At 66.5% G+C, this 14,800-nt stretch carries 11 protein-coding genes and 1 tRNA gene; all 12 read left to right on the top strand.

Features of this window, described 5'->3' with window-relative positions; all coding sequences use genetic code 11:
* Window positions 1–367: 367 nt before the first annotated feature.
* The 12 genes from QZ294_RS07005 to QZ294_RS07060 all read left to right on the top strand — a co-directional run bounded on the left by QZ294_RS07005 (window position 368) and on the right by QZ294_RS07060 (window position 14,781).
* Window positions 368–1,762, top strand: coding sequence for a sodium:alanine symporter family protein (locus QZ294_RS07005; protein WP_297048348.1), 1,395 nt, complete (start codon window positions 368–370; stop codon window positions 1,760–1,762).
* A gap of 456 nt (window positions 1,763–2,218) precedes the next feature.
* Window positions 2,219–3,970, top strand: coding sequence for a sulfoacetaldehyde acetyltransferase (xsc, locus tag QZ294_RS07010; protein WP_297048350.1), 1,752 nt, complete (start codon window positions 2,219–2,221; stop codon window positions 3,968–3,970).
* Window positions 3,971–4,083: 113 nt separating this feature from the next.
* Window positions 4,084–4,971 (top strand): phosphonoacetaldehyde hydrolase, encoded by an 888-nt coding sequence (phnX, locus tag QZ294_RS07015; RefSeq protein ID WP_297048352.1) that lies wholly within the window; start codon window positions 4,084–4,086, stop codon window positions 4,969–4,971.
* Window positions 4,962–5,037 (top strand) — tRNA-Lys (locus QZ294_RS07020). Before phnX ends, QZ294_RS07020 begins: the two co-directional genes overlap by 10 nt.
* 224 nt (window positions 5,038–5,261) lie before the next feature.
* Window positions 5,262–5,456, top strand: coding sequence for a hypothetical protein (locus QZ294_RS11005; RefSeq protein WP_366140547.1), 195 nt, complete (start codon window positions 5,262–5,264; stop codon window positions 5,454–5,456).
* A 27-nt stretch (window positions 5,457–5,483) separates the two neighbouring features.
* Window positions 5,484–5,813 carry a hypothetical protein gene (locus QZ294_RS07030; RefSeq protein WP_297048354.1) on the top strand — a complete coding sequence of 110 codons (330 nt, stop codon included), beginning with the start codon at window positions 5,484–5,486 and terminating at the stop codon, window positions 5,811–5,813.
* 279 nt (window positions 5,814–6,092) lie between these two features.
* Entirely contained in the window at window positions 6,093–7,688 is a 1,596-nt protein-coding gene (locus QZ294_RS07035) for a sigma 54-interacting transcriptional regulator (RefSeq protein ID WP_297048355.1), read from the top strand.
* A gap of 444 nt (window positions 7,689–8,132) precedes the next feature.
* The gene (locus QZ294_RS07040; RefSeq protein ID WP_297048356.1) at window positions 8,133–9,341 is read left to right on the top strand and encodes an ammonium transporter; all 1,209 of its coding nucleotides are present in this window, start codon (window positions 8,133–8,135) and stop codon (window positions 9,339–9,341) included.
* 85 nt (window positions 9,342–9,426) lie between these two features.
* Window positions 9,427–9,765, top strand: a complete 339-nt coding sequence (locus QZ294_RS07045; protein ID WP_297048357.1) for a P-II family nitrogen regulator — start codon at window positions 9,427–9,429, stop codon at window positions 9,763–9,765.
* A 41-nt stretch (window positions 9,766–9,806) separates the two neighbouring features.
* The gene (locus QZ294_RS07050) at window positions 9,807–12,014 is read left to right on the top strand and encodes a glutamine synthetase III (protein ID WP_297048358.1); all 2,208 of its coding nucleotides are present in this window, start codon (window positions 9,807–9,809) and stop codon (window positions 12,012–12,014) included.
* A 17-nt stretch (window positions 12,015–12,031) separates the two neighbouring features.
* Complete coding sequence (locus QZ294_RS07055; RefSeq protein ID WP_297048360.1) at window positions 12,032–13,138, top strand: glutamate synthase; 1,107 nt, start codon at window positions 12,032–12,034, stop codon at window positions 13,136–13,138.
* On the top strand, window positions 13,126–14,781 hold the full coding sequence (locus tag QZ294_RS07060) for a glutamate synthase-related protein (protein WP_297048362.1): 1,656 nt from the start codon (window positions 13,126–13,128) through the stop codon (window positions 14,779–14,781). The genes QZ294_RS07055 and QZ294_RS07060 overlap by 13 nt, the downstream gene beginning before the upstream one ends.
* The last annotated feature ends 19 nt before the right edge of the window (window positions 14,782–14,800 follow it).

Below are 14,800 nucleotides of genomic sequence, written 5' to 3' on the forward strand. Positions count from 1 at the left end.
AAGGAAATGGGAGATTTTTGGAGGGAGTGTACTCAAGTACATGACCGACAAAAATCGCACAGTGACGCGACCGAAGGCGGCGCGAAGCGCCGTGCCCGTTCGAGCGAAGCGAGGTACGGGCATCGTCCGCAACGCGTCAGGCCGGCGCGAAAGCCACCCGGAGGGCACGCCGCGGCGCGTTTGCGTTGCCGCGCGAAGCGCGGCTTACGCAAATGGACAGCAACGCAAGGCTGTTTTTGACGGATGATTGTGGCATTGCACAAACTGCCACATCCCAAGCCAGCAGCCACATTGATAGATGCAAACCCTAGGGCCTGGCTCCGCGCGGACCTGCCGCGCTTCCCCCTTCCCTAGCAACGAGAACGCCATGACAGCCCTCACGCACTGGGTCACCGACTTCAACAGCTTTCTCTGGGGCACGCTCTTCCTCATCCCGCTTTTGTGCGGCACGGGCCTGTTCTATACCCTGCGCCTGCGTTTCGTGCAGGTACGCAAGTTCGGCCTGGCCCTGCGCTATCTCATGGGCGGCGCCAGCCTCTTCGGGCGCCGGGCGGACAAGAGCGGCATGAGTTCCTTCCAGGCCCTGGCAACGGCCATCGCCGCCCAGGTGGGCACGGGCAACGTGGCGGGCACGGCCACCGCCATGGTGCTCGGGGGTCCGGGCGCGCTCTTCTGGCTCTGGCTGGCGGCCTTTTTCGGCATGGCGACCATCTTTGCCGAGGCCGTCCTGGCCCAGGCATACAAGACCACCGACAGCGCCGGCCATGTGGTGGGCGGACCCGCCTGGTACATCACGCGCGGCATGGGCGCCCGATACCGCCCGCTCGCCGTCTTTTTCTCCATTGCCATCATCGTGGCCCTGGGCTTCATCGGCAACATGGTGCAGTCCAACACCATCGCCGAGGCGTTCAACAGCGCCCTGGGGGTGGACAAGCTCCTCATCGGCGGCGTCGTGGCGACCCTGGCGGCCCTGGTCTTCTTCGGCGGCGTGGGGCGCATCGCCAGCGTGACGGAAAAGCTCGTGCCCACCATGGCCGTCCTCTATCTTGCCGGCGGCATCTATGTGCTCGCCAGCCATGCCGACGCCATCCTGCCTTCCTTCGGCCTCATTTTCGCTGCGGCCTTTGACCCGCAGGCCGTCTTCGGCGGCGCGGCGGGCATCAGCATCCGCGAGGCCATGCGCTACGGCGTGGCGCGCGGCCTCTTTGCCAACGAGGCCGGAATGGGTTCCACCCCCCATGCCCATGCCGTAGCCAGGGTGGAGCACCCCTGCCAGCAGGGCCTGGTCGCCATTTTCGGCGTCTTCACCACGTTTGTGATCATCACCTTCACGGCCATGGTCATCCTGGTTTCGGGCATCTTCGTGCCCGGCGCCGGGCAGGCCACGGGCATCCGCCTGACGCAGGCCGCCTATGCCGTGGACATGGGGAGCTTCGGCGGCATCTTCGTGGCCGTCTGCCTCTTCTTTTTCGCCTTTTCCACCATCGTGGGCTGGTACTTCTTCGGCGCGCAGAACGTGCGCTTCCTCTGCAACGGCCGCGGCGTGGGCGTCTACCGCATCCTGGCCGTGCTGTTCGTGGCCGCCGGCTCCTGCCTTCAGGTGGACCTGGTCTGGCAGCTGGCCGACCTTTTCAACGGGCTTATGGTCATCCCCAATCTCATTGCGCTCTGGGCGCTGCACAAGGTCGTGGTGCGCCATCTGGACGAGTTCGAGCGCCTGATGGACGGCGCGGTCAAGGACCTGCCCGGAGGCGAGGGATAGCCTCACACCCCGGGGCGGTCCTTCCCGTCCCGTCTGTCGCAACGCCGGGTCTTCGCGGTCGGCGCCATGCGGGGTCCCGCCCCGGCCGCTGACCGGCGTCCGGTTCGTTGGAGCCGTTTCTCCCCATTCCCCGAGGGGCGGCGTCCGGCGTTTCCCGCGTCGTGGCGCGCATGGGCAGGCATGTCTTGTTCTCTGGACATATATGGACAGAAGTGTCCATGATTTCGGACATGACACCACCCCCGCACGGACGCCGCCGTGCCGGGTTCGGGAAAATTCTCCTGCAAAGTTGCGGGGCTGCCTGCGCGCCGGTGGCAAGGCGCTTCCGGCACGCTCTTTGCTCCTTCCGGCACAATTGCATGTGGTTCCCCGGCGGAATGTGATCTCGCGGCGTTGCCGCCGGCACTCCGGGGTGTCCAGTCACTTTCTTACCCAACGCGAAAGCGAGGAGTGATCATGCCCAAAATGACTCCCAGCGAGGCCATGGCCGAAGTCCTTGTGGAGGAAGGCGTCACCCATGTGAGCGGTATCCTTGGTTCCGCCTACATGGATCTGCTCGACCTCTTCCCGGCTGCCGGTATCGACTTTATCTCCGTGCGCCACGAGCAGACCGCCGGCCACATGGAAGACGCCTACACCCGCATGAAGGGCAAGGCGGGTGTGGTCATCGGCCAGAACGGACCCGGCATCACCAACTATGTGACCGCCGTGGCGACCGCCAACATGGCCCACACCCCCATGATCGTCATCTCCCCGAGCGCTGGCTCCGCCTCCGTGGGCTGGGACGGCTTCCAGGAATGCGACACCTGGGACATCTTCAAGCCCATCACCAAGCTCTCCCTGCGCGTGCCGCATCCCAGCCGCGCCGGCGACGTGCTCCGCACGGCCTTCCGCGCCGCCTACGCCATGCGCGGCCCGGTGCTCGTGGACATCCCGCGTGACTACTTCTACGGCGAGATCAACGAGGAGATCCTCAAGCCCTCGCAGTATCGCGTGGCCCCCGGCGGCATCGGCAATCCTGAAATGTTCAAGCACGCCGTCGAAGTGCTGAAGAGCGCCAAGAACCCGGTCATCGTCTCCGGCCGCGGCGTCGTCGATGCCGACTGCGTGGACGTGGTGGCCCAGCTCGCCAAGCATCTCGCCGCGCCCGTGGCGTGCAGCTACCTGCACAACGATGCCTTCCCGGCGGACAATCCGCTCTGGGCCGGACCCATCGGCTACATGGGTTCCCATGCGGCCATGCGCCTCATGGAGAAGGCCGACGTCATCCTGGCTATCGGCAGCCGTCTGTCCTACTTCGGCACCCTGCCCCAGGACGGCATCAACTACTTCCCCAAGACGGCCAAGATCGTCCAGATCGACATCAACCCCATGCACATCGCCAAGACCCACCCCATCACCGTGGGCCTGTGCGCCGACGCCAGGGACGCTTCCGTGGAACTGCTCAAGCAGCTCAAGGAAGCCATGCCCGAGCGCGACAACGCGCCCGTGATCGCCAAGGTCAAGGCCGAGCTTGAGGCCTGGCAGAAGGAGATCGACGCCATCGCCGCCGAACCCACCCTCGAGGGCCGCATGCATCCCCGCAAGGCCCTGGAAGTGGTCGGCAAGTTCGTCTATGACAACGATGCCATCGTCACCACCGACATCGGCAACACCTCCTCCACGGCCAACAGCTACCTGCGTTTCCGCAATCCCAAGCGCGACATCGCCACGCTGACCTTCGGCAACACCGGTTTCGCCTATCAGGCCGCCCTCGGCGCCCAGCTCTACTGCAAGGAAGCCAAGATGGACAACCCCGTGCTGTCCATCGCCGGCGACGGCGCGTGGGGCATGAGCCTCTTTGAAGTGCCCACCGCCTGCCAGTTCGACCTGCCGGTCATCGCCACCGTGTACAACAACGGCGCCTGGTGCGCCGAGAAGAAGAACCAGGTGGACTTCTACAACAACCGCTTCGTGGGCGCGGACATCTGGTCCAAGTCCTATGCGGACATCGCCCGCGCCATGGGCGCCGACGGCTACACCGTCAACACCCAGGCCGACCTCGCCGACGCCCTGAACACGGCCCGCAAGAACCGTCGTCCGGCCGTCATCGAAGTCATGACCGACGGCACCCGCCTTGCGCCGCCCTTCCGTCGCGACGCCCTGGCGCTGCCCACCCGCTATCTGCCCAAGTACGAAAAGCTGGACAAGAAGTACTTCCCCAAATAAGGGACAGGATTCGGACATGGGGGCCGCCGCTTCGGCGGCGGCCCGCCGCAAGAAGGGGCGGGCCGCCTGCGGGTGGCGCGCCTCTTTCCTTTTTTCAGCGCGAGGAGCCGCAGATGGAAAGCAAACCCTTTGTGCGCCGTGGCCGCCCGTATGTCGGGCCTGTGCAGGCCGTCATTCTCGACTGGGCCGGAACGGCGGTGGATCATGGCTGCCGCGGGCCGGTGGCGGTGTTCACCCGCGCCTTCGGGCGCTTCGGCCTGGAGCCGGAGACCGCCGAGGTGCGCGCGCCCATGGGGCGCGAAAAGCGCGAGCATGTGGCGGCCATGCTGAACATGCCGCGCCTTGCGGCCCTCTGGCGGGAACGTAGCGGCCATGCGCCCGATGATGCCGATGTGGATGCGGTCTTCGCCGCCGTGACCGAGCTTATGCCCGGCACCCTGGCCGATTATGCCGAGCCGGTGCCCGGCTGCGTGGAAGCCATGGCCCGCCTGCGCGAAATGGGGGTGAAGATCGGCTCCTGCACGGGCTACAGCCGCTCCATGATGGAGAACCTGCTGCCGCGCGCCGCCGCCGCCGGGTATGCGCCCGATTGCGTGGTCCCGGCCGACGAGGTGCCCGCGGGGCGTCCCTGGCCGTGGATGTGCCAGACCAATTGCATGCGCCTGGGCGTCCACCCGCAGGAAGCCGTCCTCAAGGTGGGCGATACCGTGGCCGACATCGAGGAGGGACTCAACGCGGGACACTGGAGCGTGGCGGTCACGCGCACGAGCAATGCGCTCGGCCTTACCGCGGAGGAGGCCGCGGCCATGCCCGCCCAGGAACTCGCCCGGCGGGAAGAGGCCCTGGCCCGCAGTTTCCGCGAGGCCGGGGCGCACTATGTGATTTCTTCGGTGGCGGACCTGCCGGAACTGGTGGAGACCATCGCCGCCCGCCTCCGCCCGCGTCGCCATGTGCTTGACAGGGGAATCGAAGAATTTTACGATTATCGAATGGGTCGTTAACTCAGTAGGTAGAGTATCTGCCTTTTAAGCAGAGAGTCGCAGGTTCGATCCCCGCACGACCCACCAATATTTCAAGCCCTTACGGCAACGCCCGTGAGGGCTTTGCTTTTGGGCACATAGCGCAACTCTGGAAGGGCATTAGCCGGGCAGGCGGTGGAAATCGTGCGCGACCTCGCGCAGTACACCGGCGGCGGACGTTACCTCATCCCCAGCATGCGCGCTGAATCCCGACCCATTTCAGGCATGCCCTTCTTGCCGGGTTGCGGCGGCTTGACTACGGCAAGGAGGAGATGACCGTCCACGGCTTCCGTTCTCTGGCTTCAACGCTGCTCAATGAACAGGGCTACAATCGGGACTGGATTGAGCGACAACTTGCCCACGGGGAACGCAACCGCGTCAGGGCGAGCTACAACTTTGCCGAGTACCTGCCGGATGGCTCACGCCACGGAAAAAGCAATCTTGGAAATGATAGAAAAGTGGCTTAGACGGTAAGTTGAAAAGGAGCAAAGCAAATGAACGTGAAAGAGGTTCTGGACAAATTGTTTGAAGTGTACGGCGGTATTTCTGGGCATGGGAAGCGGAGTTGCGCCTTCGCCATGTTTCCCCGTGCTACTCAGTTTGAAAATGTCAAAGCTGTGTTTGCGTTCAGTTACGAAGAGAAAACTACGCCGGAAGGGCAATTTTTTACAACGGAGGGGACGCCAATAACGGTTATTTTCAATGAAAAAACGGGGAAAAATTTCACACTTCCGCAGCATTCATTCCCTATGAAAACGTATGACCCTGTGGAAGTTGATTCATTGCTTTGCGAAGTGAGCGATGCGCTTGATGAAATTTTATAACGCACACCACAGCCATGGGCACGAGAACGTGTCGTTATTATTGATAACAACCTATTGATTTTATTAGAGAATTTTACTTTTATACATTTTGTTATCCACAATAATTTCAATAGGTTGTCAGTTTTTGACGACACTTCCTGCGCTACCGGCCGCAAGGGCTTTTTCGTCCGTGAGCGCTGGTGCGGGCAACGTCGTGCCGGGACCTGCCGTCGTTTCCCCCGGCGCCGGGTTCGCACCGGCGGCCCTTGTCTGTCGCCCGCGCCTGCGGTAGCCTGCCGCATGTCCGATCTTCAGCCTGTTCCGTGCGCCGCCGCGGCGGCATTTGCGCCCGCCTCCCAGCTGGCGCTTTTGCGTGAGCTTGTCGAACTGGTGAACAGTGACGGTGACGTGGCGGAAAGCCTTGAGCAGGCGCTCGCGCTCATGGCCGCGCATCTGCCCCTCATCCACGGCACGGTGACGCTTGTGGACCCGCGCAGCGGCGAGATCCGCATCAATGCCGCGTACGGGCTGAATCCGGCGGAGCGGCGGCGCGGGCGCTATCTTCAGGGGGAGGGCGTCACCGGCCGCGTCATTGCCGGCGGCCGCGCCATGTGCCTCTGCGATGCGGGTTCGGAACCGCTCTTTCTCAACAGGACCCGTTCGCGCGACCTGAAGCGCGAGCGGGTCTCGTTCCTCTGCGTCCCCATCCGGCTGCATGACCAGGTGGTGGGCGCGCTCTCGGTGGATCACCAACCCGTGGACGCGGCCACGCTGGAAGACGAGCTGCGACTTTTGCAGATCATCGCCGCGCTGCTGGCGCACACGGCGCTGGAAAGCCTTGACCGCATGGCCGAGTCCGCCCCGGCGCGGGAGCGTCCGCGCGGCTTTGTGGGCAATTCCGAGGCCATGCACCAGGTCTATGCCCAGATCGCCCAGGTGGCCCCTTCACCGGCCACGGTCTTCCTGCAGGGAGAATCGGGCACGGGCAAGGAACTGGCCGCCCGGGCCATCCACGCGGCCAGCCCGCGCGCCGGGGGGCCTTTCGTTTCCCTCAATTGCGCGGCCCTTCCGGAGACCCTGATCGAAAGCGAGCTTTTCGGCCACGAGCGCGGCGCGTTCACCGGCGCGGCCCAGACGCGCAAGGGACGCTTCGAGCTGGCGCGCGGGGGCACCCTTTTTCTGGACGAGGTGGGCGAGCTTTCGCTCCTGACGCAGGCCAAGCTGCTCCGCGTGCTCCAGGAACGGGTCTTCGAGCGTCTGGGCGGCATGGAGACGCTGCGGGCGGACGTGCGCATCATCACCGCCACCAACCGCGACCTCGAGCGGATGGTGGCGGAGGGCGGCTTTCGCCGCGACCTCTTTTACCGCCTCAATGTCTTTCCCATCTTCCTGCCGCCGTTGCGCGAGCGTCAGGAAGACATCCTGCCGCTGGCGGCGCACTTTCTCGGCCAGTTCTCGGCGGGGGGCGGCCACGGCCGGGCGCATCTCTCGCTGGCCGTCATGGACATGCTCCAGCGCTATGCCTGGCCCGGCAATGTCCGGGAACTCCAGAACGTGATGGAGCGGGCCGCCCTGCTGCTCGGTTCCGGGCGCGTGGTGCTGCCCCAGCATCTTCCCCCGGCGCTCCATGGGCCGCGCGTCTCCGGCGAGCCGCCCGCGGGCGGCCGGGGCGGTGGGGGCGCCTCCCTGCCCGGGGGCAGCCTGGCCGCGCGCCTGGACGAGGTGGAACGCGCCAGCATCGAGGAGGCCCTGGAGTCCTGCGGCGGCCATATGGGCAAGGCGGCGGCCGCCCTGGGGCTTACGGAGCGCGTCATGGCCCTGCGCCTGAAAAAATACGGCATCAGCTACAAGAGCTTTCGGGGGCGGCGGTATTCCGCGTGCAGGACGGGGCATTGAATCTACATTTTTGTCGATTTGTTTGATGGCTCCTTGCCGACGCCTTATCCCGTGGCTGTTCGCTGGCCCGCGAGGCTGCCGCGCGCGCATGCCCTGAAAGAAAACGACAAAAATGCAGATTTTGCATGGAGAAATATATTTCCTTGTAAATACAGGTTTTTTTCAAGATCATCGGCGGCGCGCGCCCCGGATCTCCCCCGGTAAGGGGACATTAAGTACCTTTTTGTCGTTTTTTTCTCTCCCCCTGCGCCCTCCTGGCCGTGCCGCGACGGCCACACGGGATATTTGCGGAAAATTCTCAAACAAAAACACAGTATTGCCCTAAAAAGCCCCGCCGCTTCGGACCCTGGCATGGTTTATGCCCAGAGGGACGGGTCTGCCGGATCGTCCTGCCGCTGTCCGCGCCAGCGAACGAGAAGGCGAAACTTCGAGGGGTTTTGGGGCATGAATGCGTCCGATACGGGATTTGTCATCATCTGCGCCACCATGGTCATGCTGATGACGCCGGCGCTGGCCTTGTTCTACGGCGGCCTGGTGAGGGTCCGCAACGTCCTGTCCACCAACATGCACAGTTATGCGAGCCTTGGCCTCACAACGGCGCTCTGGGCAATCATCGGCTATACGCTCGCCTTCGGGGAGGATGTGGGCGGCGTCATCGGCAACCTCGCCTTTTTCGCGCTTGACGGGGTGCAGGGCACGGCCGCGCCCGCGGCTTCCGCGTTGCCGCACACGGTTTTTGTGGCCTTCCAGTGCATGTTCGCCGTGCTCACCGTGGCGCTCGTTTCCGGCGCGTATGCCGAGCGCATCCGCTTCCCCGCGGTGCTCCTGTTTTCCGGACTCTGGCTCATTTTCGCCTATGCGCCCATGGCGCACTGGGTCTGGGGCGGCGGCTGGATGGCGCGCATGGGCGCCGTGGACTTTGCCGGGGGCGCGGTGGTCCACATGGCCTCCGGCGCGGGCGCGCTCGCCTGCGCCCAGGCGCTTGGTCCCCGGCTCGCCAGCGGACGGCAGGGCGGTCTGCCCCACAACCTGCCCATGACCCTTCTGGGCGGCGGCCTGCTCTGGTTCGGCTGGTTCGGCTTCAATGCCGGGAGCGCCCTTGCCGCGGGCATGCTTGCCGGGCAGGCGCTTCTGACCACGCACCTCGCCTCGGCGTGCGGCATCCTCGGCTGGATGCTCGTGGAGTGGAAGCGCACGGGCAAGCCCACCAGCCTGGGCGCGGTTTCCGGCGCGCTGGCGGGCCTGGTGGCGATCACGCCCGGCGCGGGCTTTGTGGGGCTGCTGCCTTCCATGCTCATCGGATTCATCGGCGGCATGGTCTGCTACGGCGGCGTGCTGCTCAAGAACCGCCTGGGGTATGACGACGCGCTGGACGTGGTGGGCATCCACGGGCTGGGGGGCACCTGGGGCGCGCTCGCCACCGGGCTGTTCGCCACCGCCGCCGTCAACGGCGTGGATGGCCTGCTGTACGGAAACCCGCGCCAGCTCTGGGTGCAGGCCGTTTCCGTCGTCGCCACCTGGGCCTACGTCTATGTGGTGAGCCGTGGCATCCTGCGCGTGGTGGACGCCCTTGTGGGGCTGCGCGTCATGCCCGAGGCCGAGTTCCTCGGTCTTGACCTGAGCGAGCACAACGAACGCGGATATTCGCTCTGAACCGTTTTTGCCCAACCGCGGCGCGGCAATGCCGGGTCCGGATGCATGGCACCGGCTCCGGCGCCGCCCGCAGGAGAACGAGAGAATGAAAAAGCTTGAGATCATCATCCGGCCGGGCATGTTCGAGTCCGTGAGGGATGCCGTGTCCCGTCTGGGCATCCATGGCCTGAACTATGCGGAGATCCGCGGCTTCGGCCGCCAGCGCGGGCACACGGAGGTCTATCGCGGCGCCACGGTGCAGGTGGACTGCCTGCCCAAGGTCAAGATCGAGGTGGTCGTCCACGACGAGGCGCTGGAGAGCGTCATCGCCGCGGTCGTCGCCACGGCGCGCACCGGCCAGGTGGGGGACGGCAAGATCTTTGTCAGCGAGGTGCTGGATGCCGTGCGTATCCGCACCGGCGAACGCGGCGTGGATGCCCTGTGATTTCGCGGCCAACCCTTCATGTTTTTGCAAAGGAGTCTCCCATGTCTTCTCCCCGCAGTCAGGCCCTTGCCCGCGCCCATGCCACGGCCCCGCGTTCTTCCTCCGACACCTCCGCGCGCGCGGATGCCGCCCGTTCCGGCGACGCCGATGCGCTCTTCGGCCGCGACGTGTTCGGCCTTGACGCCATGCGCCGCCGCCTGCCCAGGGACGTGTACCGCACACTGGAAAAGACCGTGCGCGAAGGCACGCGTCTTGACCCGAAGATCGCGGACGTGGTCGCCAATGCCATGAAGGACTGGGCCATGGAGCGCGGCGCCACGCATTATACCCACTGGTTCCAGCCCATGACCGGGCTTACGGCGGAAAAGCACGACGCCTTTCTTTCTCCGGCGGCCAACGGGCACGGCATCAGCGAATTTTCCGGCAAGATGCTCATCAGCGGCGAGCCGGACGCCTCCTCCTTCCCCTCGGGCGGCATCCGCTCCACCTTCGAGGCGCGGGGCTATACGGCGTGGGACCCCATGTCCCCGGCCTTCATCATCGACGGTCCCTACGGCGCAACGCTGCATATCCCGACCTTTTTCTATTCCTATTCGGGCGAGGCACTGGACCGCAAGATCCCGCTCGTGCGCTCCATCGAGGCGCTCTCGCGCCAGGCGCTGCGCGTGCTCCGGCTCTTCGGCAACAGTTCGGCCACGGGCGTGCGGCCCATGGTGGGGCCGGAGCAGGAATACTTCCTCGTGGATAAAAATCTTGCCGCGCTCCGGCCCGACCTCATGCTCGCCGGGCGCACCCTGGTGGGCGCGCCGTCGCCCAAGGGACAGGAGATGGAGGACCACTATTTCGGCGCCATCCCGGCCCGGGTCATGAGCTTCATGCAGGATCTGGAAAACGGGCTGCTGGCCCTGGGCATCCCGGCCAAGACCCGGCACAACGAGGTGGCCCCCGGCCAGTTCGAGATCGCCCCGGTCTATGAGGACGCCAATCTCGCCTGCGACCACAACATGCTCACCATGAACATGATGCGCCACCTGGCGGGGCGGCACGGCTTTGTCTGCCTGCTCCACGAAAAGCCCTTTGCCGGGGTCAACGGCAGCGGCAAGCACAATAACTGGTCGCTCTGCGATTCCGACGGCCAGAACCTGCTCAACCCCGGTTCCACCCCGCAGGACAACGCCCAGTTCCTCGTCTTTCTCGCCGCGGTGCTGCGCGCCGTGCACAGGCACGCCACGGCCCTGCGCCTGGGCGCCATCGGCGCGGGCAACGACCACCGCCTGGGCGCCAACGAGGCGCCTCCGGCCATCCTCTCGGTCTATCTGGGCGAACAGCTCACGGCGGTGCTGGAGAACATCATCAGCGGCGCGCACGCCGCCACGGAGCGCGCGCCGGTGATGGAAGTGGGCGTGTCCACCCTGCCGCCGCTGCCCTGCGACCTTTCCGACCGCAACCGCACCAGCCCCTTCGCGTTCACGGGCAACAAGTTCGAATTCCGCGCCGTAGGCTCCTCGCAGTCCGTGGCGCCGGTGAACATTGCCCTCAACGCGGCCGTGGCCTGCGCCCTGGACGACATCGCCACGGAACTGGAGGCGGCCCTCGCCAACGGCGCGGACCTCACGGCCGCTCTTCAGGAGCTGCTGCCGCGCCTGTTCCGGGAGCATATGCCCGTGGTGTTCAACGGCAACGGCTATGCGGCCGCCTGGCCGGAAGAGGCGGCCCGGCGCGGGCTGCCCAACCATCGCACCACCGTGGACGCGCTGGAGCGCTATACCGACCCGGACGTGATGGATGTCTTCCTGCGCCACGGGGTGCTCACCGAGCGCGAGATGACGGCCCGGCAGGAGATCCTGCTCGAAAGCTACGCCAAGACCGTGCGTATCGAAGGGCAGATCCTGGCCGACATGGCGCGCGGCCAGATCCTGCCGCCGGCGCGCGCGGCCCAGGCGCGGGCCGCGGACGTGCTGCTCAAGACGCGCGCGGTGACCGGGGAGGCGGCCTGCCCGCAGGAGGAAGCGCAGTTCAACGCCATCCGCGCGCATGCGGACGCGCTCCAGACGGGCGTGACGGAGCTTGAGTCCGCGCTTGCGGCGGCGGCGCAGGCGCCCGACGCGCTGGCGCAGGCCAGGGCCGCGCGCGATGTCGTCCTGCCCGCCATGGCCGTGTGCCGCGCGCATGCGGACGCGCTGGAACGGCTGGTGGACGACGGCGAGTGGCCTTTGCCCAAGTACGCGGAACTGCTCTGGGCGCATTGAAAGCGTGGAGAACGAAAATGTGCAGGATAGGCTCCATCAAGTGCCGGGAGGCGGCGCCCCCGTCGCTGGCGCTCCGGCTCATGCTGCCGCAGCAGGAAGGGCATGACAACTCCGGCTTTGCCTTGGTCATGCAGGATCTGGAAGGCGTGTTCGGCCATTACAAGGAGATGCCCCTGCTCTCGCTCGCCTGCACGGCGCAGGGGCTGCAACTGGTGAGCGACCACATGGCTTCCCTGGGCTTCGTGCAGGTGGCCCAGTGGGTGCCGGAGGTGGACGCCCGCCCCGGATTGAACATGGCGGCCATGCCGCGTTATGTGTTCAGCAACTACGACTATCCCGAAGCCTTCCGCCGGCGCGGCCGGCGCGAGCGGGAAGAGCTGCTGCTCGACACGCGCCTGGCCCTGCGCCGTCTGCTGGAGGCGCACGACGCGGGCTATGTCTATTCGTTCTGGCCCGATGTGCTCACGCTCAAGGAGATCGGCGATCCGGCGGACATTGCCGCCTATTTCCGCCTCTGGGAGGACGACGGCCGCCTCGTGGCCCGCAATATCGTGGCCCAGTGCCGCCAGAACACCAATTACGGCATCGTGCGCTACGCGGCGCATCCCTTCTTCCTGCAGGGGCACACACTCTGCGCCAACGGCGAGAACACCATGTTCACCCGCAACCGCGAGTTTCTGCGATCCCTGCACCGGGGCTACGCGGGCTTCGAGTCCGACTCCCAGTGCCTGCTCTACACCCTGCACTATGTGCTGCGGGAACTGGGCTGGCCGCTCATCTACTACAAGCATGTGCTCACGCCCCTGCCCGCCGCCGAAGCCGCGGGCAGGGAGGACGGCGATGTGCTGGGCCTGATCCGCGAATCCCTGGCCCAGCTGGAGATCAACGGTCCCAACGCCGTCATCGGCCTTTTGCCCGACGGCCGCATGCTCGCCTGTTGCGACGCCAAGAAGCTGCGCCCGCTGGTGGTGGGCGGCGATGCGGACATGGTCGCCATGGCTTCGGAGGTCTGCGGACTCAACGCCATCCTGCCGCAGCGCGACAAGGCGCGCGACGTCTATCCCGGCGAGCGGGAGCTGCTGGTGGTGGACAACGGACTGGAGATGCAGCGATGGCTTCAGTGAACCGCCCCCCGGTCCTGGCGCAGGCGCCCTCCGTGGGCGACCTGCCGTGGATGGTCCGGCATGATCCCGGCCGTTGCGTCCTGTGCGGGTCCTGCGTGGCCGCCTGCACCTTCGGGGCCCTCGAGGCGGCCCTGCCGCCGCGCGGCGCCGGCGCCGACGAGCGCGCCCGGCGCCCGCAGCCGCCGAGACCGGTCATCGTCCAGAAGGCGGACGCGGTCCATGCCTGCACGGGCTGCGGCATGTGCGAAAAAGTCTGCCCGGCGCAGGCCATCCGGCCCGAGCGCTCTGCGGACAACCGCTGGCCGCTCCTCGGCAGGACTGCCGGGCTGCCCGCGCGCCGGGGCGGCCGGGGCGGCCGCAGCGTGGTGGAGGCCCCCGCGCGCGAGCGCACGCTGGATGCCATCGTCATCGGCCGCATCAGCCAGATGACGGACCCGGCCCTGGATTCGGAACGGCACACGTTTGAGCTGCGCTCCCCGCTGGGGCGGCTGCTCCGGCCCGGGGAGCTGCCGTTGCGCGCGCAGGGGGGGCGCCTTGTCCTGGCCGGGGAAACGCCGCCCGTGCGCTGGATCTATCCCGTCATTTTCAGCGACATGAGCATCGGCGCGCTCTCCACCCGGGCGTGGGAGGCGCTGGTTCTGGCCGTTGCCTGGCTCAACGAGGAGTGCGGCCTGCCCGTCCGCATGTCGTCGGGCGAGGGCGGCGTGCCCACGCGGCTGCTCGAATCCGAACGCCTGCGCTACATGATCCTCCAGATCGCCTCCGGCCACTTCGGCTGGAACCGCATCATCGGGTGCCTGCCGCGCATGAGGGCCGATCCGGCGGCCGTGCTCATCAAGGTGGGGCAGGGCGCCAAGCCCGGCGACGGGGGCCTTTTGCCGGCGGCCAAGGTGGCGCCGCATATCCAGGCCATCCGGGGCGTGCCCCGCGCCACCCTGCACTCGCCGCCCAACCATCAGGGCCTGTATTCCATCGAGGAAGCGGTGCAGAAGATGCACCTTTCCATGAACGCGGCCTTCGGCTTCCGCGTGCCCGTGGCGGTCAAGTGCGCGGCCTCGGCAACTTCCGTGGCCGTTTACAACAACCTGCTCCGCGACCCGTACCACATCTGCGGCGGGTTCTTTCTGGACGGCATGCTCGGCGGCACTGGCGCGGCCTATGCCGTGTCACTGGAGCATACCGGGCACCCCGTCGTTTCCGTGGTGCGCGACTGTTACCGCGCGGCCGCGGCCCAGGGGCTTCAGGGCCGCATCCCGCTCTGGGCGGGCGGCGGCGTGGGCATGAACGGCGACGCGGCGGCGGACGCCTTCAAGCTCGTCTGTCTGGGCGCCGACGGCGTGGTGCTGGGGCGGCTGTTGCTGCAGCTCCTCGGCTGCGTGGGCAACGAGCACGGCCGCTGCAATGCCTGCAATACCGGGCGCTGCCCCATGGGCATCTGCACCCAGGACGAGCGCCTGGTGCGCCGCCTGGACGTGGACAGGGGCGCGCAGGCCATTGTGGACTACATGCTCGCCTTTGACGCGGAATTGCGGAAACTCCTGGCGCCGGTGGGCAACAGCTCCCTGCCCGTGGGCAGGGCCGACGCCCTGGTAGCCACACGCAGGGACGTGGCCGAACGGCTCGGCATTGCCTACGCCTGCTGACACCAAACACCGAGGGCAC

The organism is uncultured Desulfovibrio sp. (assembly GCF_910584445.1).
Lineage (GTDB): Bacteria > Desulfobacterota > Desulfovibrionia > Desulfovibrionales > Desulfovibrionaceae > Desulfovibrio.